At 46.8% G+C, this 21310-nt stretch carries 17 protein-coding genes; 10 read left to right on the plus strand and 7 right to left on the minus strand.

Going from position 1 to position 21310, the window contains the following annotated elements; translation table 11 throughout:
* Positions 1–284: 284 nt before the first annotated feature.
* The 4 genes from ccoG to AB4351_RS18265 all read left to right on the plus strand — a co-directional run bounded on the left by ccoG (position 285) and on the right by AB4351_RS18265 (position 4515).
* Complete coding sequence (gene ccoG / locus AB4351_RS18250) at positions 285–1703, plus strand: cytochrome c oxidase accessory protein CcoG (protein WP_017063014.1); 1419 nt, start codon at positions 285–287, stop codon at positions 1701–1703.
* A gap of 73 nt (positions 1704–1776) precedes the next feature.
* Positions 1777–2763 carry a serine/threonine protein kinase gene (locus AB4351_RS18255; RefSeq protein ID WP_372126813.1) on the plus strand — a complete coding sequence of 329 codons (987 nt, stop codon included), beginning with the start codon at positions 1777–1779 and terminating at the stop codon, positions 2761–2763.
* Positions 2764–2818: 55 nt separating this feature from the next.
* Positions 2819–3418: a thiol:disulfide interchange protein DsbA/DsbL gene (locus AB4351_RS18260; protein WP_017063015.1), complete on the plus strand. Its 600-nt coding sequence runs from the start codon at positions 2819–2821 to the stop codon at positions 3416–3418.
* 140 nt (positions 3419–3558) lie between these two features.
* Positions 3559–4515, plus strand: a complete 957-nt coding sequence (locus tag AB4351_RS18265) for a DUF2860 domain-containing protein (protein ID WP_017066751.1) — start codon at positions 3559–3561, stop codon at positions 4513–4515.
* Between the two features lie 62 nt (positions 4516–4577).
* Here AB4351_RS18265 and AB4351_RS18270 read toward each other — a convergent pair whose 3' ends face one another.
* The gene (locus AB4351_RS18270) at positions 4578–6101 is read right to left on the minus strand and encodes a YifB family Mg chelatase-like AAA ATPase (protein WP_017058783.1); all 1524 of its coding nucleotides are present in this window, start codon (positions 6099–6101) and stop codon (positions 4578–4580) included.
* A 472-nt stretch (positions 6102–6573) separates the two neighbouring features.
* Here AB4351_RS18270 and ilvG point away from each other — a divergent pair, with 472 nt between their 5' ends.
* From ilvG to ilvA, 5 genes are read left to right on the plus strand one after another with little or no spacing between them, the layout of a single operon-like run.
* Entirely contained in the window at positions 6574–8220 is a 1647-nt protein-coding gene (ilvG, locus tag AB4351_RS18275; RefSeq protein WP_372126801.1) for an acetolactate synthase 2 catalytic subunit, read from the plus strand.
* A 1-nt stretch (position 8221) separates the two neighbouring features.
* A complete protein-coding gene (gene ilvM / locus AB4351_RS18280) occupies positions 8222–8506 on the plus strand; it encodes an acetolactate synthase 2 small subunit (protein WP_017055442.1) in 285 nt (94 codons plus the stop codon).
* Positions 8507–8518: 12 nt separating this feature from the next.
* Entirely contained in the window at positions 8519–9487 is a 969-nt protein-coding gene (locus AB4351_RS18285) for a branched-chain amino acid transaminase (protein ID WP_017063017.1), read from the plus strand.
* Between the two features lie 33 nt (positions 9488–9520).
* Positions 9521–11362 (plus strand): dihydroxy-acid dehydratase, encoded by a 1842-nt coding sequence (gene ilvD, locus AB4351_RS18290; protein WP_065584155.1) that lies wholly within the window; start codon positions 9521–9523, stop codon positions 11360–11362.
* Between the two features lie 3 nt (positions 11363–11365).
* Positions 11366–12910, plus strand: coding sequence for a threonine ammonia-lyase, biosynthetic (gene ilvA, locus AB4351_RS18295; protein WP_017063019.1), 1545 nt, complete (start codon positions 11366–11368; stop codon positions 12908–12910).
* A 100-nt stretch (positions 12911–13010) separates the two neighbouring features.
* Here ilvA and punR read toward each other — a convergent pair whose 3' ends face one another.
* The gene (gene punR / locus AB4351_RS18300) at positions 13011–13925 is read right to left on the minus strand and encodes a DNA-binding transcriptional activator PunR (protein WP_017058788.1); all 915 of its coding nucleotides are present in this window, start codon (positions 13923–13925) and stop codon (positions 13011–13013) included.
* A 163-nt stretch (positions 13926–14088) separates the two neighbouring features.
* Between punR and punC the strand changes: the two genes are divergently transcribed.
* Positions 14089–15300, plus strand: coding sequence for a purine nucleoside transporter PunC (gene punC, locus AB4351_RS18305; protein WP_050633564.1), 1212 nt, complete (start codon positions 14089–14091; stop codon positions 15298–15300).
* Between the two features lie 124 nt (positions 15301–15424).
* Here punC and glmU read toward each other — a convergent pair whose 3' ends face one another.
* The 5 genes from glmU to atpA all read right to left on the minus strand — a co-directional run bounded on the left by glmU (position 15425) and on the right by atpA (position 21304).
* On the minus strand, positions 15425–16786 hold the full coding sequence (glmU, locus tag AB4351_RS18310) for a bifunctional UDP-N-acetylglucosamine diphosphorylase/glucosamine-1-phosphate N-acetyltransferase GlmU (protein WP_017067696.1): 1362 nt from the start codon (positions 16784–16786) through the stop codon (positions 15425–15427).
* Between the two features lie 182 nt (positions 16787–16968).
* Positions 16969–17391, minus strand: coding sequence for a F0F1 ATP synthase subunit epsilon (locus AB4351_RS18315; protein ID WP_017058791.1), 423 nt, complete (start codon positions 17389–17391; stop codon positions 16969–16971).
* Positions 17392–17409: 18 nt separating this feature from the next.
* Entirely contained in the window at positions 17410–18813 is a 1404-nt protein-coding gene (gene atpD / locus AB4351_RS18320) for a F0F1 ATP synthase subunit beta (protein ID WP_017058792.1), read from the minus strand.
* Positions 18814–18847: 34 nt separating this feature from the next.
* Complete coding sequence (gene atpG / locus AB4351_RS18325; RefSeq protein WP_017058793.1) at positions 18848–19714, minus strand: F0F1 ATP synthase subunit gamma; 867 nt, start codon at positions 19712–19714, stop codon at positions 18848–18850.
* A 48-nt stretch (positions 19715–19762) separates the two neighbouring features.
* Positions 19763–21304: a F0F1 ATP synthase subunit alpha gene (atpA, locus tag AB4351_RS18330; RefSeq protein ID WP_372126803.1), complete on the minus strand. Its 1542-nt coding sequence runs from the start codon at positions 21302–21304 to the stop codon at positions 19763–19765.
* Positions 21305–21310 lie beyond the last annotated feature (6 nt).

The following is a 21310-nucleotide window of genomic DNA, read 5'->3' on the forward strand; positions in this document are numbered from 1 at the left end:
TAACTGATCGGCATTAGACCACCAGGTCGCTTTTTTGTTTCTGTTCGCTATTTTTTCGTCACAAGTGTTATGACTTTTGTTGTTAAATGTTGATAGCGTTAAAGAAATGAGAACAAGATTGTCGCTATAATCGCCATCCATAAGAATCTTCTAAAATAATAAGAGTGAGTGCGATAACAACAAATGCACCAAGCTCAATTTCAACAGGTTCTCTAAACCATACTTTCAAGTAATGTCGTCATGCCCGACTTAACCGGGCAAACAAGCCACAAAAAGGATAGTCCATGAGTCAGGATAAAATCGATATCAAAGATGTGACTCCTAAAACCTTTAACCCGAAAACACATAAAGGTAATGGAGATCGATTTAACCCAAGTAACCGAATCTATGTTCGAGAAAGCAAAGGTAAATTCCAACAACTGCGTCGCTATGGCGGTTGGTTCTTACTTTTACTTTTTGCGCTTATCCCATGGATTCCCTTTGGTGAACGTCAAGCGATCTTGCTCGATATCGGCAGCCAACAGTTCAACTTCTTTGGCACCACCTTATACCCGCAAGATCTGACCCTACTCGCGATCCTATTTATGATTGCCGCGTTTGGCCTGTTTTTCATAACCACCTTCTTAGGCCGTGTCTGGTGTGGCTATTTATGCCCACAAACCGTCTGGACCTTCATGTATATCTGGTTCGAAGAGAAGCTAGAAGGCGCTGCCAATAAGCGAAGAAAACAAGACTCGGGCAAACTGACGAGCAATTTAATCCTCAGAAAAACCCTCAAACACATTGCGTGGTGGGCGATTGCCATTGCGACGGGCTTAACCTTTGTTGGTTACTTCATCCCAATCAAAGAGTTAGTGGTTGGCTTCTTTACCTTTAACTCGTCTTTCTGGCCGGTGTTTTGGGTACTGTTCTTTGCTGGATGTACTTATGCCAATGCGGGTTGGATGCGTTCAATTGTTTGTCTGCACATGTGTCCTTACGCGCGTTTCCAGTCGGCAATGTTCGATAAAGACACCTTCATCGTTGGTTACAACACAGAACGTGGTGAAAGCCGTGGCCCTCGCTCTCGTAAAGCCGATCCAAAAGAGCTTAGTCTAGGCGACTGTATTGACTGTAATCTGTGTGTACAAGTGTGCCCTACGGGTATCGATATCCGTGACGGCCTGCAATACGAGTGTATTAACTGCGGCGCGTGTATTGATGCCTGTGACAACACGATGGAGCGTATGGGCTATGAGAAAGGCCTGATCAATTACACCACCGAGCACAGACTTGAAGGTCACTCGACCAAGGTAATGCGTCCCAAGCTGTTGGGCTATGGCGCTATCTTGATCGTGATGCTGGGCTTGTTCTTCGCCCAAATCGCGAGCGTTGATCCTGCCGGCCTAAGTGTTCTGCGTGACCGAAACCAACTGTTTAGAGTCAATAACCAAGGGTTGGTTGAAAACACCTACACCTTGAAAGTGATCAACAAGACTCAACAAGAGCAAGAGTACAAACTCGATGTTAGCGGACTGCCCGATTCTATCTGGTATGGTAAACAGACGATTACTGTCGATCCAGGCGAGGTTTTGAACCTACCTATCAGTTTGGGCGCCGACCCAGAAAAACTGAGCTCACCAGTTTCGACAATTCAGTTTATACTCTCGGATAATGAAGAGTTTACGATGGAAGTCGAAAGCCGCTTTATCAAGAAGCTCTGATACCCGCACCGTAGTGCTTGGTATAACAACCCAATAAATGGAAAAAGGCTCAGTAATGAGCCTTTTTTATTCTATGACGATGCAAGCCTTTAACTTTGATAACCTGACTCCTGACTTCATGTGGTACGCACTGGAGAGCATCGGAGTTCGCGCTGAATCCGGGCTTCTCGCTCTCAACAGTTACGAAAACCGTGTCTATCAGTTCACCGATGAAGGCCGTAAGCGCTACGTCGTTAAGTTTTACCGTCCACAACGCTGGAACAAGGCACAGATCCAAGAAGAGCATGACTTCGCACTCGAGCTTATCGAACAAGAGATGCCGGTTGCGCCTCCAATGCGAATCAACGGTGCAACCTTACATGAATACCAAGGCTACCTATTTGCACTATTTGAAAGTGTTGGCGGCAGACAGTATGAAGTTGACAATCTAGATCAATTGGAAGGCGTAGGACGCTTTCTTGGTCGTATTCATAAAGCCAGCGCGGGAAGAACATTCCAGCATCGCCCGACCATCAGCTTAGATGAATACCTTTATCAGCCACGTAAGATTCTAGAGAACTCTCAGTTTATCCCGACGCACCTAGAAAATGCCTTCTTCAATGACGTTGACCTTCTGATCAAAGAGCTAGAGAGCCAGTGGCCGAGCAACATTGAGAATATCCGCCTGCACGGTGACTGCCACCCTGGCAATATTTTGTGGCGCGATGGGCCAATGTTCGTCGATCTTGATGACGCACGTAACGGCCCTGCGATACAAGATCTGTGGATGCTGCTCAATGGCGAGCGCCAAGATAAGCTGATGCAACTGGATATTTTGCTAGAGAGTTACCAAGAGTTTTGCGATTTTAATACCGCACAACTGAAACTAATCGAACCACTACGCGGTCTACGTATGGTGCATTACATGGCATGGTTGGCGAAACGATGGCACGATCCTGCGTTTCCTCTGGCCTTCCCGTGGTTTAATGATCCGAAATATTGGGAGCAACAAGTACTTGCTTGTAAAGAGCAAATTGCTACCCTGCAAGAGCCACCACTTTCGTTAATGCCTCAGTGGTAACAGCAATCGCAACATACAACTAGATAAAAATTCAAACATAATGGAGATTGGATAAATGAAAAAGCTATTCGCATTTTTCTCATTGATCATGTTGAGCCTTACCGCTCACGCTGCGAAATTTAACGAAGGTGAACACTACAAAGTTCTCGACCTAGAAGCATCAAAAAAACCAATGGTGACAGAGTTCTTCTCTTTTTACTGCCCACACTGTAATAGCTTTGAGCCAATCATCCAGCAGCTAAAACAACAGCTACCTAAAGACGCTAAGCTACAGAAGAACCATGTTTCATTCATGGGTGGCAACATGGGTCTGCCAATGAGCAAAGCTTACGCGACAATGATTGCACTGAAAGTTGAAGATAAAATGGTGCCAGTGATGTTTAACCGCATCCACACAATGAACAAGCCACCACGTGATGAAGAAGAACTGCGTCAAATCTTCCTAGACGAAGGCGTTGATGCGAAGAAATTCGATGCTGCGTATAACGGCTTTGCTGTAGATTCTATGGTTCGTCGCTTCGACAAAGCATTCAAAGACAGCGGCCTTTCAGGTGTACCCGCTGTTGTGGTTAACAACCGCTACCTAGTAGAAGCTCAAGGTATCAACTCTCTTGATGAGTACTTCGAGCTCGTGAACTTCTTATTAAAGAAGTAAGCCATTGATGAAAGGAAGCTTCGGCTTCCTTTTTTTTTGCTAGTTCAAAAATCATTATTGATAAATAATTAACCTGGAAGTTTAAAGCTTTACTGCTATTAATAACCCGTCCTAAGAACCGGTGGGCAAGGAGCCCTTGAATGAAAATAAAAATAACTCTCTTGGCATTGAGCGTTGCGGCTTCTCCCGCTTTTGCCAAGCTTGCAGACCAACAAGGTTTCAGTGGTGAAATCTCTCTCAATACCGGGGTTACCTCTTCCACCTCGAACTTTAATACCGATGCTGATAGCAATCTTTCATCCACAGATCAGAAGGCTTCTTCGGAAAGCTCTTTTCTGGTTGCTCCTTTAGGTAGTGTTGCTTATACCTTTGGTGAAAAGCTAAACCATCAGGTATACACAGGTACCGCGCGAGATGATGTAGCAACAGGTACTGTAGTTCTCGAAGTCGGTTACAAATACCAACTTGAGTCAGGCATGGTGATCGACGCTTCACTGCTGCCAACCATTATGTCTGGTGAAACTTGGGCTGATCCATACAACACCACATCAGCTCGCACCAAGACCGATGAAACTGGCAATGCGTTTCGTTTGAAGCTAAGCAACATTGCGGGCTCAGCTTTCTCGCTAGACATGGCCTATGCGACCAAAGATGTCGACAAGGATGATATTCAAGATCAAGAGCTCAAACGAGATGCCAATACTCTCTACTTGAAAGGTCAATATCGCCTGCCACTTAGTCGTACCATGATGCTTATTCCATCCGTCATCTATCAAACACGTGATGCTGATGGTAAAGCTGAATCTTACGACCAATTCGGTGGTGAGGTAAGCTTGTTTGGTGGCATGGGGCGTCACAAGTACGCACTAACAGCGGGTTACAACCAACGCTCTTACGATGCGAGCAACCCGATCTACGACAAGAAACGCAGCGACGACAATATCAACCTATTCGCCGCCTATGAGTATGATCAATTCATGGATTGGGAAAACTGGTCGTTTATTTCACTGGCAGGCTACGGCACCAGCGACTCGAACATTACCTTCTACGACGAGTCTCAATATATAGTTTCAGTTGGCTTGAACTACAAGTTCTAACCTTAGCGAGTATGAACTGCAATCCAACGAAAGCCTGCATCTAAGCAGGCTTTTTCTGCTTGCTAGACAGCTTGAGCCGTGAGTTGTTTCAGCAAGCGATCCATCGCGCGATAGCCTAGCGCTTCTGATAGATGTTTCTTTTCGATCTGCTCGTTACCGTCAAGGTCGGCAATGGTTCGTGCCACCTTAATAATTCGATGATAAGCACGAATCGATAAACCCAAGCGATGTAGTGCTGTCTCAAGAAACTCTGCATCTTCGCGTCGCAGTGGGCAATACTTCTCAATTTCTCGGCTACCTAACAGTGCATTCGATTTATGGTTGCGAGATAGCATTAACTCTCGCGCCTGCCTAACCCTTTGCTTAACTACTTGAGTGGTTTCACCGCGATCACCGCCTTCGGCCAACATTCCTTTTGGCAACAGAGGTATCTCCAATGACATATCGAACCTATCCAGCAAGGGCCCAGATAAGCGATTGAGGTAACGCAGGATGATCTGTGGGTTGGCGCGCGCCTGGTTACCTTCGTAATAACCCGTTGGACTTGGGTTAAGTGCACCGACCAATTGAAAACGCGCAGGAAAACGAGTCTTGCCCGCAGCACGGGAGATAATGATCTCGCCCGACTCTAGTGGCTCTCGTAATGAATCAAGCACCTTGCGCTCAAACTCCGGCATCTCATCTAAGAACAATAAGCCGTTATGCGCTAAAGAGATCTCTCCGGGGCGAGGCACCGAACCACCACCCACTAATGCCGCCATTGAACTGGAATGGTGAGGAGAGCGAAAAGGTCGTTGCTTCCAGTTGTATTGATTGATTTCTTGTTGCGTTAACGAGGCCACCGACGCGGTTTCCATCGCTTCGTCATCACTCATTTCAGGTAATAGGTCACGCAGTCGAGAAGCGAGCATAGTTTTTCCGGTTCCGGGTGGGCCAAGAAACAATAAGTTATGATTCCCAGCAGCGGCTATCTCTAGAGCTCGCTTTCCTTGTTGTTGGCCGATAATATCTTGTAGGTCGCGAAGCACTGAAACATCAGCCTGATGATGTTCCGTTCTATATAGCCCAAGCTGAGCCTGTCCACACATGTCAGCACAAACCTCCAACAAGGTTTGTGCAGATTTATGCGCTCCCTTGCCCACCAGCGCAGCCTGATCACCGTTATGATGTGGGACAACTAAGCATCGCTCTACACTGTCGGCGGCTAACGTCGCAGGCAAAACGCCCTTTACCGAGCGAAGTTCTCCTGACAATGCCAACTCACCGATAAATTCATGTTGAGCTATTTTTGATGTCGGAAGCTGATCTGACGCCACCAAAATCCCAAGCGCGATGGGCAGGTCAAAACGGCCACCTTCTTTGGGCAAATCGGCTGGGGCGAGATTGACCGTGATTCTTTTCGATGGAAACTCAAAGCGAGAATTGATGATCGCGCTTCTCACTCGGTCTTTAGATTCCTTGACCGTTGTTTCAGGTAGACCCACCAGCGTGAAGCCAGGCATTCCGTTGCTTATATGCACCTCAACGGTCACTTCTGGCGCCTCTACACCCACACTAGCTCGGCTATGAATTATCGCGAGTCCCATAACTTTCCTTTGTCTTTGATTTAAAAGTATTCGCTCTGGATATTAGTTGCTCACCAAAGCGATAAGGTTGTTATATAGCTTGGTGGAATGGTATTTTAATGTGAAAAAAGAATGACATTTCCCTTGTCATGCGGCAGATTTGTGTGATAACACTAGAGATGTAGACATTTACTGAAGACAATAAACGAGAAAACTCGAATATTATGATTTTTAACGCTCGCATTTACGCACTGATTAACCTGATTATCGTAGTCATTATTAAGACTGCGCGGGGGCGAGTGGGAAGAAAGTAACCACGAATTAGAAAAAACCCCCGCACTGACAAGTCCGGGGGTTTTTTCTAATTTAAACATTCGATTTTTATATTTTTGAGCATTTTCGGCTTTGCCGATTTACAGGAAGAATGGGAGCACAAGATGTGCAGAGACAAAGGAAACAGTTACCAAAATAAAGGTAATACGGGAGAATTCCGATGAAAGGCGCAGAACTAGTCGTATCCGCACTCAAGCAACAAGGAATTGAGACCGTATTTGGTTACCCCGGTGGTGCCATCATGCCAATCTACGATGCACTCTATGACGGCGGGGTTGAACATATCCTATGTCGCCATGAGCAAGGCGCCGCTATGGCCGCGATCGGCATGGCTAGAGCAACACAAGATGTCGCTGTTTGTATGGCAACCTCGGGACCAGGTGCAACCAACCTAGTCACTGGCCTTGCTGATGCCTTTATGGATTCAATCCCATTGGTTGCTATCACAGGTCAGGTTGCAAGTTCCCACATTGGTACCGATGCATTCCAAGAAATGGATGTGATTGGTATGTCTCTGTCATGTACTAAACACAGCTACCTAGTAACTGATATTGAAGAGCTAGCTCCAACCCTCGCTGAAGCGTTTGTGGTAGCAAAGTCTGGCCGCCCTGGCCCGGTTATCGTCGATATCGCTAAAGACGTTCAACTAGCAGAAGCACCTGTTAACGCTCTTCCTGAATTTACTCCACCCGCAATTCCTGTTGCGACAACTGATGCCATTGAACAGGCACAGTACTTTTTGTCTCAAGCGACCCGTCCTGTTTTATACGTAGGTGGTGGTGTTCAACTTGCTAAAGCAACCGATGCGGTTCGTGAGTTTTTACGCCTAAACCCAATGCCAGCAGTAAGCACACTGAAAGGCTTGGGCACTATCGAACGTGACGACCCACACTACCTTGGCATGCTGGGTATGCACGGCACTAAAGCCGCTAACCTTGTGGTTCAAGAGAGTGACCTGTTGATTGTTGTCGGTGCTCGTTTTGATGACCGAGTAACTGGCAAACTCGATACCTTTGCGCCGCATGCTAAGGTTATCCATATCGATATCGATGCCGCTGAGTTCAGCAAACTGCGTCTTGCCAATGCGCCAATTCGCGGTGACATCAACAAGATCATGCCTCAACTAGAGCTAAGCCAAGACATCTCCTCTTGGGTTCATCACTCTGAAGGTCTTCGTAGCTCATTCAAATGGCGTTACGACCACCCTGGTGATCTGGTTTTTGCTCCACTGCTGTTGAAGCAACTGTCAGACATGATGCCAGCAAGCTCTATCGTATCGACTGATGTGGGCCAACACCAAATGTGGGCAGCTCAGCACATTCAGCCTCGCGATCCACAGAACTTCATTACCTCTGCCGGTTTAGGCACCATGGGCTTTGGCTTGCCAGCTGCAATGGGTGCATCGGTTGGGCGTCCTGACGACCAATCTATACTTATCTCTGGTGACGGCTCGTTCATGATGAACATTCAAGAGCTTGGCACATTGAAGCGTCGTCAGATCCCAGTGAAGATGGTACTGCTTAATAACTCTCGTTTGGGCATGGTTCGCCAATGGCAATCGCTGTTCTTTGATGGCCGCCACAGTGAAACTATCTTAGATGACAACCCTGATTTCGTGATGCTCGCGAAAGCGTTCGATATCCCGGGCAAAACCATCACTCGTAAAGAAGAAGTAGAACCAGCATTGAAAGAGATGCTAGAGAGCAAAACCGCTTACCTACTTCATGTTCTTATCGATGAAGAAGAAAACGTATGGCCACTAGTACCGCCAGGTGCTTCAAACAGTGAGATGTTGGAGAACACATAACATGAAAAGATACCTATTAGACATCAAAGCCGATGATAAGCCTGTACTACTAGAGCGTGTTCTTCGTGTTATCCGCCACCGTGGCTTCATTGTTAAGCAAGTTGCGGGCACTCAAAACCACGAAAGCAAAGTGGCGAGTGTTGAGATCATCGTAGACAGTGACCGTCCGATCTCGTTCTTGGTAAACCAAATCGAAAAGCTGTGGGATGTACGTACCGTTGACGTTATCTCGATCAGCCGTAATGAACTGCCAAACAACAACTTACAACAAAAGATAAACGCATAAGGAACCGCAAACATGACAGCTAAAACAGCAGACTATATTTGGTTTAACGGTGAGATGGTTCCTTGGGCAGAGGCGAACGTTCACGTCCTGACTCACGCAATGCACTACGGTACTTCTGTGTTTGAAGGTGTTCGTTGTTACAACACACCAAAAGGGCCGGTTATCTTCCGTCACCCTGAACATGCTAAGCGCCTAAAAGACTCAGCAAAAATCTATCGCTTCCCTATTCCTTACACTGAGGAAGAAATTATGGAAGCGACTCGCGAAACGCTACGCCAAAATAAGCTAGAGTCAGCGTACATCCGCCCTCTAGGTTTCGTAGGTAACGTTGGTTTGGGTGTCTGCCCGCCAGAAAATACTGAGATGGAACTGATCATCGCTGCTTTCCCTTGGGGGTCTTACCTAGGCGAAGAAGCACTAGAAAACGGCGTTGATGCAATGATTTCTAGCTGGAACCGTGCCGCTCCAAACACGATCCCAACCGCAGCAAAAGCCGGTGGTAACTACCTATCTTCACTATTAGTTGGTGGCGAAGCTCGCCGTCATGGTTACGATGAAGGCATCGCACTGAGTGTTGATGGTTACCTTTCTGAAGGGGCTGGTGAGAACATCTTTGTGGTACGTAACGGCGTGCTATCCACACCACCAGCGACCAGTGCGATTCTGCCGGGTATCACGCGTGATTCGATCATGACACTAGCAAAAGACATGGGTTATGAGATCCGTGAAGAGAACATTGCTCGTGAAGCGCTATACCTTGCCGATGAAGTATTCATGACAGGCACAGCGGCGGAAATCGTTCCGGTTCGCAGCGTAGACAAAATTACAGTAGGTGAAGGCAAACGCGGTCCTATCACTGAAAAAGTTCAAGCGGCTTACTTTGGTCTATTCAATGGAACCACTGAAGATAAGTGGGGCTGGTTAGACTACGTTTACCCAGCAGACCAAACTTCAGAAAACCAAACGCAAACAACTAAGTAAGCAACAGCCAAATATTTTATAAGGATTTAAGCAATGCCAATCTATCGTTCAGCAACGACTACCCACGGACGCAACATGGCTGGTGCGCGCGCTTTATGGCGTGCAACTGGCGTTAAAGATGATGACTTCGGTAAGCCAATCATCGCAGTTGTAAACTCTTTCACTCAATTCGTACCAGGCCACGTTCACCTTAAAGATATGGGTCAATTGGTAGCAGGTGAAATCGAGAAAGCGGGCGGTATCGCTAAAGAATTCAACACCATCGCAGTTGATGATGGTATCGCAATGGGTCACGGTGGCATGCTGTACTCACTGCCATCACGTGAGCTTATCGCAGACTCAGTAGAGTACATGGTGAATGCTCACTGTGCGGATGCGATGGTATGTATCTCTAACTGTGACAAAATCACTCCGGGAATGATGATGGCTGCAATGCGCCTTAACATCCCAGTGATCTTTGTATCAGGCGGCCCAATGGAAGCAGGTAAAACCAAGCTTTCCGATCAAATCATCAAGTTAGACCTTGTTGATGCAATGATTCAAGGTGCCGATCCAACGATTTCTGATGAGCAAAGTGAGCAAGTAGAACGTTCTGCGTGTCCGACATGTGGTTCTTGTTCAGGTATGTTCACGGCTAACTCAATGAACTGTCTAACTGAAGCGCTAGGCCTATCTCAGCCTGGTAACGGTTCTATGCTAGCAACGCACGCTGACCGTGAAGAGCTATTCATCAATGCTGGTAAGCGTATCGTTGACCTGACTAAGCGTTACTACGAGCAAGATGACGCATCAGCACTGCCTCGTAACATCGCGAACCGCGCAGCCTTTGAAAATGCAATGGCTCTAGATATCGCAATGGGTGGCTCGAGTAACACCGTTCTTCACCTATTGGCAGCAGCTCAAGAAGGTGAAGTCGACTTTGATATGGGTGATATCGACGAGATGTCTCGCCGCGTTCCACACCTATGTAAGGTTGCGCCTTCAACACCTAAATACCACATGGAAGACGTTCACCGCGCTGGTGGTGTTATGGCTATCCTAGGTGAACTAGACCGCGCAGGCCTACTGAACAACCAAACTCGCACTGTACTTGGCCTAAGCATGCAAGAGCAGCTAGCTCAATACGACATCATGCAGACAGAAGACGAAGCGGTACTTAAGTTCTTCCGCGCGGGCCCAGCAGGTATTCGTACCACCAAAGCCTTCTCACAAGATTGCCGTTGGGATCGTCTTGATGACGACCGTAAAGAAGGTTGTATCCGTACTAAAGAGAATGCATTCAGCCAAGAAGGTGGCCTAGCCGTACTTTCAGGCAACATCGCCGTTGACGGTTGTATCGTTAAGACAGCAGGTGTTGATGAAGAGAACCTGAAATTCCAAGGTCCTGCTATCGTATTTGAAAGCCAAGATAGTGCTGTTGATGGCATCTTAGGTGGCAAAGTGAAAGCGGGCGAAGTGGTTGTTATTCGTTACGAAGGTCCTAAAGGTGGTCCGGGCATGCAAGAAATGCTTTACCCAACCACTTACCTAAAATCTATGGGTCTAGGCAAGTCTTGTGCTCTATTAACAGATGGTCGTTTCTCGGGTGGTACATCGGGTCTGTCTATCGGTCACGCTTCTCCAGAAGCAGCAAGTGGCGGTGTGATTGGTCTAGTAAACACTGGCGATATCATCACTATCGACATCCCTAGCCGTTCGATCACACTTGATGTGCCTGAAGCTGAACTAGAAGCGCGTCGTGTTAAGCAAGACGCACTAGGCTGGAAACCAGAAAACCGTCAGCGTGAAGTGTCTTTCGCACTGAAAGCTTACGCAAGCATGGCGACCAGTGCCGACAAAGGCGCCGTGCGTGATAAGTCTAAGCTAGAGGGCTAGTCTATGAGTGATGACACGGTCAGTCCCCAAAAACAAACTGGCGCAGATTATCTGCGTCAGATCCTGAGAGCGCCAGTTTACGAAGCCGCAATCGTGACACCTCTGCAAGAGATGCCTCGCTTAAGTGCTCGCATTGGTAATCAGGTTCAGCTAAAGCGTGAAGACCGTCAGCCGGTCCACTCGTTCAAGCTACGTGGTGCCTACAACATGGTATCAAGCCTTTCAGAGCAACAGAAAGCCGCAGGTGTGATTGCAGCATCGGCAGGTAACCATGCTCAAGGTATGGCGCTGTCCGGTTCTAAGCTTGGTATTCAAACCACGATTGTGATGCCAAAAACCACACCAGACATCAAGGTTGATGCGGTACGTGGCTTTGGCGGTAACGTAGTTCTACACGGCAGCAACTTTGATGAAGCTAAAGCTGAAGCAGAACGCCTTTCCGCTGAACATGGCTACACCTTTGTGCCTCCATTCGATCACCCATTGGTGATCGCCGGACAGGGCACCATGGGTATGGAGATGCTGCAGCAGAATGGTCATATGGATTACATCTTTGTGCCGGTTGGTGGTGGTGGCTTAGCTGCGGGTGTTGCTGTATTAGTAAAACAGCTGATGCCAGAGATTAAAGTCATTGCAGTAGAACCAGAAGATTCGTCTTGCTTAAAAGCGGCCCTCGATGCCGGTGAACCTGTGGTACTGGATCAGGTCAGTATGTTTGCTGATGGTGTTGCGGTTAAACGCATTGGTGAAGAGACATTCCGTCTTTGCCAACAGTACATTGACGGTCACATTGCAGTCTCTAGCGATGAGATATGCTCTGCGGTGAAAGACATCTTTGAAGACACTCGTGCGATTGCTGAACCTTCAGGAGCGCTTGCTCTGGCTGGTTTGAAAAAGTTTGCTGAACAGAACCAACTGCAAGACAAGCAATTAGCAACGGTATTGTCTGGTGCTAACACCAACTTCCACGGTCTGCGTTATGTGTCTGAACGTTGTGAGTTAGGTGAGAAGCGAGAAGGTTTGCTTGCGGTGACTATCCCTGAGCGACAAGGGGCGTTCCTAGAGTTCTGCAATATTATTGGCGGCCGAGCGGTGACGGAGTTTAACTACCGCCACAACGACGAAAGCCTAGCGAATATCTTCGTTGGTGTACGTCTGCAAGGTGGTCAGGAAGAACTTGAGCACATCATCAATGACCTACGTGAGGGCGGATATCCAGTCGTCGACCTTTCTGATGATGAGATGGCAAAACTACACATTCGCTATATGATTGGCGGCAAACCATCAAAACCATTGAAAGAGCGCCTATACAGCTTCGAGTTTCCTGAATACCCAGGAGCCTTGATTAAGTTCCTTGATACCTTAGGTACCCACTGGAACATCAGCCTGTTCAACTATCGTAACCACGGTGCCGATTATGGTCGCGTATTGTGTGGCTTCGAACTTGGCGATGATGATTTAGCTCAGTTCTCAACACATTTACGAGAGCTTGGTTATCAGTGTAAAGATGAAACCGATAACCCTTCCTACAAGTTCTTCTTGTCTTAAGAATTAAACTATCAAACCCAAAAGAGCGAGTTTTTACTCGCTCTTTTTATTGATGCTGATTCAGCTTAAGCTTGAAAAGGATCTTCTTGTAAACAGATCATTAGATCGCCTTGCGATGATCCAACCAATCTTGGTGAAGTTGCTCACTCGATCCTAGGTACTTCACCATCCATTCGATCAGTTTATGGTTATCGTCTTTTCGCCAGACCAAACAACAATGACTCTGCGGGCTCGGTTCAGGCAGTATTTTTTCCACCAGCAAGCCTTGCTCGATAATTGGCGCGGCAATGTGCCTCGGCATATAACCCACCCCAACTCCATTCTTAAGACACTCTATGGCGCTATACCAGTTAGGTAACAATAGGCGTCTTTGATTTGAGTAATGGCCTGTGTGTCGCTTAGGGAGCACACTAGAGGTATCGTCCAAACATATTGCGGGATACTGACTAACAAACTCTTCATTGAGGTTCTGTTCGCGCACACACGGGTGGCTTGGCGACATCACAAACGCCCAATCTAGGCGTCCCATATCTTTAACCTCAAAGTCGCCGCCGACCGGAATCGCCGAGGTCGCACCAATCACAATATCCGCTCTGCCCTGTGCAATCGCCTCCCAAGAGCCATTAAACACCTCCATGTTGATCTGAAGCTCTGCAAACTCAAAGGTTTGGTAGAACTCTTCAATCATCGGCTTCATTTTGTCGAGCTTAACCACGTTATCGAGCGTTAGGCGTAAGGTTTTCTTCCAGCCACGCGCTGCTCGGCGAGTCTGGGCACTGACCTCTTCCATCTGTCTCAGTAACGCACGTGCCTCTTCAATGAACAATTCACCTGCCGGTGTCAGCTCAACCTTTCTCGGTAAACGTCTGAAAAGCAGCACATCCAGTTCTTGTTCGACCTGTCTGACACCATAACTGATCGCCGATGGTACTTTGTGCAATTGTTCTGCCGCCGCAGTAAAACTGCCTAAGCGAGCTACCGTATCGAGCATTTCTAAAGAGGATTTAGAGAACATAAGCCTTCAAATTTTTTGATTGATAACAACATATTTTAGCGTTTTATTTTATCAGGTTCGAAAAATAGAATGTCAGCATAAATAAACAGGGGCTTTCACTTCTGTATATCAAACAATTTTTTTGATGATAAAAACATCACTACCTTTAGCTTAATGGCATCTTATGAATATTTCTAAATTTCAATTGGTCTACCTTGCAGTTCTTTCAATGCTTGGCTTTATTGCGACCGATATGTACCTTCCTGCATTTAAGGCAATGGAAGTTGATTTCGCAACCGGCCCAGAGCAAATTGCTCTGTCTCTAACGGTATTCCTTGGCGGTATGGCAATGGGTCAGCTTCTTTGGGGCCTAGCGAGTGACAAGTATGGTCACCGTAATACGTTGGCGGTTGGTCTTGTTATCTTTACTGCGGCTTCATTCGGCTTAGCATTCAGCACCGAGGTATGGCACCTACTGACACTACGCTTCATTCAAGCGATCGGTGTATGTGCTCCAGCGGTAATCTGGCAAGCAATGGTAATCAAGCGTTACTCACAAAGCAGTAGCCAGCAAATTTTTGCAACCATCATGCCTTTGGTTGCGCTATCTCCTGCACTAGCACCTCAGCTAGGTGTGTTACTGGCGGATAACTTTGGCTGGCATAGTATCTTCATCACGTTGACCTTGATGGGTGCATTGCTAGTGGCAACAACAATGGCTCAACCAAAAGAAGCGCCCGAAGTAAAACAAACATCGATTAAGACAGACATCAAGATGTTGCTTAAATCAAAGCCTTACATGGGTAATGTTTTAATGTTTGCATCAGCATCGGCAGCGTTCTTCGCTTACCTAACGGGTATGCCTGAGATCATGGCTCAGCTAGGTTATGAAGCAAAAGACATCGGTTTGAGCTTTATCCCACAAACAATCGCGTTCATGGCGGGTGGTTACTTCGGTAAGCAAGCAGTGAAGAAATATGGCGATGGCGTTGTACTAAGAAACCTTATCGGTTTGTTCAGTGTAGCGGCGATGCTTATCTTTATCGCATCACAGTGGGAACTGACGTCAATCTGGCCTCTACTTGCGCCTTTCTGTTTGATTGCTGTCGCAAACGGCGCACTTTACCCAATCGTAGTAAACCGTGCTCTATCAAGCGCTAAACAAAGCCCAGCAACAGCTGCTGGTCTACAAAACAGCCTGCAAATCAGTATCAGTGGCCTATCAAGTGCATTGGTCGCGGCAATGGCTAGCCAAGCACTAAGCGCGACGGGTATTGCCGTTGTGATCTGTTTGGGTGCGTTGTGGGTTGGCTATATTGTTTCGAACAAAGAGCTTTCTGAACACTTCGCGACACCTGACAACTCTCGAGTAGTCGCTGACGAGAAACAAGACTAGTTTCTAAGTTAACGAAAACAAAAAAGAGCGAGATTACTCGCTCTTTTTTTATATCTAGATAAATAAGAAAAAGCCAGTAGCGGTACTACTGACTTTCATTTAAATCATCTTATTTATTAAGAGACTACTTTTTCTTAGTCGGACGCTGCCAGTCAGCAATCTTACGTTCTTTCGCACGGCTGATAACTAGCTCATTTTCAGAAACATCGCGTGTTACGGTAGAGCCAGCACCAACCGTCGCACCATTACCAATCGTAACAGGCGCTATTAATTGGCTGTCTGAACCAACGAATACGTCGTCGCCAATGATGGTCTTAAACTTATTCGCACCATCATAATTACAAGTAATTGCACCCGCCCCTACGTTTACACGCTGACCAATTTCAGCATCGCCCAAGTACGTTAGGTGATTCGCTTTAGAACCTTCACCAAGGCGAGTGTTCTTCACTTCAACAAAGTTACCAACGTGCGAATCGTTACGCATGTCTGCACCAGGGCGTAGGCGAGTGAATGGACCAACGGTACAGTCTTCCCCCACCGTTGCCCCTTCAATAACGCTGTATGGACGAACGATGGTGTTGTCGTCAATCTCACAGTCTTTCAATACACATCCCGTACCAATAACCACATTATCACCAATGCTGACACTGCCTTCAATGATAACGTTAGTATCGATCTCGACATCCATACCGCACTGCAGATCACCGCGTAGATCAAAGCGGCTAGGGTCGCGTAGCATCACGCCTTGCTTCAATAGCTTATCGGCTTGCGTAGCTTGGTAAGCGCGCTCTAGGCGAGCCAGTTGCGAACGATCGTTAACGCCTTCCACTTCAATTGGGCTTACTGGGTGTACCGCTTCAACTGCACGACCTTCGTCGTGAGCCGCAGCGATAACGTCAGTCAGGTAATATTCACCCTGTGCGTTGTCGTTGCTTAGACCTGACAACCAGCGCTTCAGATCGCCACCAGTCGCCACCATAACGCCGGTATTGATCTCTTTGATAAGCTTCTGCTCATCCGTTGCATCTTTCTGTTCAACGATAGCCACAACAGGGCCATTACGACGAATAATACGTCCGTAGCCCATCGGGTTGTCTAACACGACAGTAAGTAGCGCGATGCCACCGTTTGGTTGAGCGTCTAATAGGTTTTCAATGGTTTCAGGTGAGATTAGTGGAACATCACCGTAGAGCACCAATACTTTTTCATCATCAGCGAAATGTGCAGATGCTTGATCCACAGCGTGACCTGTGCCGAGCTGTTCAGCTTGCAGTGCCCAGTTTACAGATTCTTCAGCTAAGGTAGCCTTCATCTGATCACCACCGTGGCCGTAAACCAGGTTGATGTTTTGAGCGCCTAGACCATTACATGTATCGATAACATGCTTCACCATTGGCTTACCCGCAAGTGTGTGCAGAACCTTTGGTGTGTTTGAATACATGCGAGTGCCTTTGCCCGCCGCGAGAATTACCGCGCTAAACTTCATTGTAAACCTATCCAACGTTATTTTTATTAAGCCGATATTGTAACCGTTTTTGGGCAAAAAATTAAATCGCAATAACCATTTAACCGGTAGTGATACGTAAAAGAAGCATTTTTGAGAATCTAAAAATGCAAAAAGGCGACCCTTAGGTCGCCTTTATCTCAGAGTCTGTAATCTTAAAAAGATTAACGACGCTGTTTTGTCAGTTCGATAACTCGTAACTGAGCAATGGCTTTAGCCAGTTCACCGGCCGCTTGTGCGAAGTCTATGTCGCCATGCTGATTTTGGATATTCTCCACAGCCTTGCGCTTAGCTTCTTCCGCCTTTGCTGCGTCTAGCTCTTCACCACGGATAGCTGTATCAGCCAGTACAGTTGCTGTACCAGGCTGAACTTCTACCATACCACCAGAAACATAAATGATTTCTTCGTGGCCGTGCTGCTTAACAATACGCACCATGCCAGGCTTGATAGCGGTCAGCAGTGGACAGTGACCATGGAAAATACCAAGTTCACCCTCACTACCGGTCACCTGAAACGTCTCAACAAGGCCTGAGAAAATTTGTTTCTCTGCACTTACAACGTCTAGGTGAAAGGTTATTGCTGCCATATCGCCTCCTAGTTAGCCTTATAGCTTCTTAGCATTCTCGATAGCTTCGTCAATTGCACCACAGTACATGAACGCTTGCTCTGGAATGTCATCGTATTCACCAGATAGAAGACCTTGGAAGCCACGTAGAGTCTCTTTAAGAGGTACGTAAATGCCTGGGTCACCTGTAAATACTTCCGCTACGTGGTAAGGCTGAGTTAGGAACTTCTCAATCTTACGAGCACGAGATACAACTTGCTTATCTTCTTCAGATAGCTCGTCCATACCTAGGATAGCAATGATATCTTTCAGCTCTTTATAGCGCTGAAGAGTAGACTGAACGCCACGAGCGATGTCGTAGTGCTCTTGTCCAACTACCAATGGATCCAGTTGACGTGAAGTAGAATCTAGCGGGTCGATCGCAGGGTATAGACCCATAGATGCGATGTTACGGTTAAGTACAACCGTTGCATCCAAGTGAGCGAACGTTGTTGCTGGAGACGGGTCAGTCAAGTCATCCGCAGGTACGTATACCGCCTGTACAGACGTGATAGAACCAGCTTTAGTTGACGTGATACGCTCTTGTAGAACACCCATTTCTTCAGCCAGTGTAGGTTGGTAACCTACCGCAGAAGGCATACGACCTAGAAGTGCTGATACTTCAGTACCTGCTAGTGTGTAACGGTAGATGTTATCAACGAACAGTAGAACGTCACGACCTTCGTCACGGAAGCGCTCTGCCATTGTTAGGCCAGTCAGGGCAACACGTAGACGGTTACCTGGTGGCTCGTTCATCTGACCGTAAACCATCGCTACTTTTGATTCTTCAGGTTTTTCGATGTTTACAACACCTGCTTCCTGCATCTCAAAGTAGAAATCGTTACCTTCACGAGTACGCTCACCTACACCTGCAAATACAGATAGGCCTGAGTGTTGAAGTGCGATGTTGTTGATAAGTTCCATCATGTTAACGGTCTTACCTACACCAGCACCACCGAATAGACCGATTTTACCACCCTTAGCGAATGGACAAATCAAGTCGATTACTTTAACACCAGTTTCTAGAAGAGCTGTCTCGTTAGACTGCTCTTCGTAGCTTGGAGCTTCACGGTGAATGGCGTAATGCTCTTCAGCACCAATCTCGCCACACTCATCAATCGCGTCACCTAGGACATTCATGATACGACCCAATGTCTTAGTACCTACTGGTACTGAGATTGGAGCGCCAGTATTTTCAACTGTCAAACCACGACGTAAACCATCAGAGCTACCCATTACGATTGCGCGAACTACGCCACCGCCAAGTTGTTGCTGAACTTCAAGAACTAGACGTTCTTGTACTTCATTAACATTCAGAGCGTCGTATACACGAGGTACTTCACCCTGTGGGAACTCTACGTCGACTACCGCACCGATGATCTGTACGATCTTACCTGTAGCCATCGTTAATCCTCTAACTATTTAGTTTTACCTAAGCTTAAACCGCAGCTGCGCCTGAAACGATCTCAGAAAGTTCTTGTGTAATTGCCGCTTGACGCGCTTTGTTGTACACAAGTTCTAAGTCATCAATAATGTCACCAGCGTTATCTGTTGCTGATTTCATAGCAATCATTCGAGCCGCTTGCTCACAAGCAAGGTTCTCGACCACACCTTGATATACTTGAGATTCGACGTAGCGAACCAGTAGTGCATCTAGTAGTGGTTTTGGCTCAGGCTCATAAATGTAGTCCCAAGCATGATCGCGTTTCATGTCTTCGCTGTCTGATTTAGGCAAAGGAAGTAATTGATCGATCGTTGGTTCTTGTACCATAGTGTTTTCAAACTTGTTGAACACTACGAACAGGCGATCCAATTCGCCTTCATCATATTTCTTTAGCATAACGCTTACAGAGCCAATCAAGTCTTCAAGGCTTGGGCGATCGCCCAGACCAGAAACTTGAGCTGCTACTTTCGCACCGCTGTTGTTGAAAAATGCTGTCGCTTTTGAACCTACAATTGCAAGTTCAACGTCAGCACCTTTCTCAGACCAATCTTTCATGTCGTTCATGGCTTTTTTGAACAAGTTAATGTTCAAACCACCACAAAGACCACGGTCTGTAGAAACGATGATGTAACCAACACGTTTGGCTTCACGTTCCTCAAGATAAGGATGCTTATACTCGAGGCTACCATTAGCCAAATGACCGATCACTTTACGCATTGTTTCTGCATATGGACGAGTAGCTTCCATTGCGTCTTGAGAACGACGCATTTTTGAAGCTGCTACCATTTCCATTGCTTTCGTAATCTTCTGTGTGCTTTTAACACTACCGATTTTATTACGTATCTCTTTTGCGCCGGCCATCGTTACTCTCCGTTAATGGTATGAGGTGGCCCTAAGACCACCTACCAATTACCAGGTCTGGGTTGCCTTGAAATCGTCAACAAGCTTCTTCAGCTCAGCTTCGATTTCTTGATTGAAAGCACCCGTTGTGTCGATCTGTGTTGCTAGATCGGCATATTGACCACGAGCAAACGACAGTAAAGCAGCTTCAAAGTCTAGAACTTTAGAAAGTTCAACGTCTTGAAGGTATCCACGCTCTGCAGCGAAGATTACTAGAGCTTGGTCAAATACAGACATAGGAGCGTATTGCTTCTGCTTCATCAGTTCTGTAACTTTTTGACCATGGTCTAGCTGCTTCTTAGTCGCTTCATCAAGATCCGAAGAGAACTGAGCAAATGCTGCAAGTTCACGGTATTGAGCTAGAGCAGTACGGATACCGCCAGATAGCTTCTTGATGATTTTAGTCTGCGCCGAACCACCTACACGAGAAACTGAGATACCAGGGTCAACAGCTGGACGTACGCCCGCGTTGAATAGCTCAGTTTGTAGGAAGATCTGACCATCGGTAATCGAGATTACGTTCGTCGGTACGAATGCAGATACGTCACCAGCTTGCGTTTCGATGATAGGAAGAGCAGTTAAAGAACCCGTCTTGCCTTTCACTTCGCCTTTAGTGAATTCTTCTACGTAGTGTTCGCTTACACGAGCAGCACGCTCTAGTAGACGAGAGTGAAGGTAGAAAACATCACCAGGGAACGCTTCACGACCTGGTGGACGCTTAAGCAGTAGTGAGATCTGACGGTAAGCGACAGCTTGCTTAGATAGATCATCATAAACAATCAGTGCATCTTCACCGCGATCACGGAAGTATTCACCCATCGCACAACCAGCATACGGTGCAAGGTATTGCAGCGCTGCAGATTCAGAAGCCGATGCAACAACAACAACAGTGTTTGCTAGTGCGCCGTGCTCTTCTAGTTTGCGAACTACGTTAGCGATAGTCGACGCTTTTTGGCCGATTGCAACGTAGATAGAGAAAATACCAGAATTTTTTTGGTTAATAATCGCATCGATCGCCATTGCTGTTTTACCAGTCTGACGGTCACCGATAATAAGTTCACGCTGACCACGACCGATAGGGATCATTGAGTCAACTGACTTGTAACCAGTTTGAACAGGTTGATCTACCGATTTACGGTCGATTACACCTGGTGCGATAATTTCTACAGGCGAAGTCAATTTCGCATCAATAGGACCTTTACCATCAATTGGCTCACCTAGCGTGTTTACCACACGACCAAGCATTTCAGGACCTACTGGTACTTCGAGAATACGACCCGTACCTGTAACTTTCATGCCTTCCTGTAGGTCAGCATATGGGCCCATTACAACAGCACCAACCGAATCACGGTTCAAGTTAAGTGCTAGCGCGTAACGGCCACCCGGTAGTTCAATCATTTCACCTTGCATCACGTCCGCTAGGCCGTGAATGCTAAGGATGCCATCGCTTACCGAAACGATAGTACCTTCATTGCGAGCTTCACTAACAACGTCGAAAGATTCAATACGTTGTTTAATTAGATCGCTAATTTCAGTGGAATTAAGTTGCATGCTCCA

It is taken from the genome of Vibrio sp. 10N.261.51.F11, assembly GCF_041471665.1.
Taxonomy (GTDB): domain Bacteria; phylum Pseudomonadota; class Gammaproteobacteria; order Enterobacterales; family Vibrionaceae; genus Vibrio; species Vibrio crassostreae_C.

Coding starts and splice junctions, on each gene's coding strand:
- atpG (WP_017058793.1), bottom strand. CDS start 19,714: ATGGCCGGCGCAAAAGAGATACGTAATAAAATCGGTAGTGTTAAAAGC.
- ilvA (WP_017063019.1), top strand. CDS start 11,366: ATGAGTGATGACACGGTCAGTCCCCAAAAACAAACTGGCGCAGATTAT.
- AB4351_RS18270 (WP_017058783.1), bottom strand. CDS start 6,101: ATGGGACTCGCGATAATTCATAGCCGAGCTAGTGTGGGTGTAGAGGCG.
- AB4351_RS18285 (WP_017063017.1), top strand. CDS start 8,519: ATGACAGCTAAAACAGCAGACTATATTTGGTTTAACGGTGAGATGGTT.
- glmU (WP_017067696.1), bottom strand. CDS start 16,786: ATGAAGTTTAGCGCGGTAATTCTCGCGGCGGGCAAAGGCACTCGCATG.
- AB4351_RS18255 (WP_372126813.1), top strand. CDS start 1,777: ATGACGATGCAAGCCTTTAACTTTGATAACCTGACTCCTGACTTCATG.
- ccoG (WP_017063014.1), top strand. CDS start 285: ATGAGTCAGGATAAAATCGATATCAAAGATGTGACTCCTAAAACCTTT.
- AB4351_RS18315 (WP_017058791.1), bottom strand. CDS start 17,391: ATGGCAGCAATAACCTTTCACCTAGACGTTGTAAGTGCAGAGAAACAA.
- punC (WP_050633564.1), top strand. CDS start 14,089: ATGAATATTTCTAAATTTCAATTGGTCTACCTTGCAGTTCTTTCAATG.
- atpA (WP_372126803.1), bottom strand. CDS start 21,304: ATGCAACTTAATTCCACTGAAATTAGCGATCTAATTAAACAACGTATT.
- AB4351_RS18265 (WP_017066751.1), top strand. CDS start 3,559: ATGAAAATAAAAATAACTCTCTTGGCATTGAGCGTTGCGGCTTCTCCC.
- AB4351_RS18260 (WP_017063015.1), top strand. CDS start 2,819: ATGAAAAAGCTATTCGCATTTTTCTCATTGATCATGTTGAGCCTTACC.
- punR (WP_017058788.1), bottom strand. CDS start 13,925: ATGTTCTCTAAATCCTCTTTAGAAATGCTCGATACGGTAGCTCGCTTA.
- ilvM (WP_017055442.1), top strand. CDS start 8,222: ATGAAAAGATACCTATTAGACATCAAAGCCGATGATAAGCCTGTACTA.
- ilvG (WP_372126801.1), top strand. CDS start 6,574: ATGAAAGGCGCAGAACTAGTCGTATCCGCACTCAAGCAACAAGGAATT.
- atpD (WP_017058792.1), bottom strand. CDS start 18,813: ATGGCTACAGGTAAGATCGTACAGATCATCGGTGCGGTAGTCGACGTA.
- ilvD (WP_065584155.1), top strand. CDS start 9,521: ATGCCAATCTATCGTTCAGCAACGACTACCCACGGACGCAACATGGCT.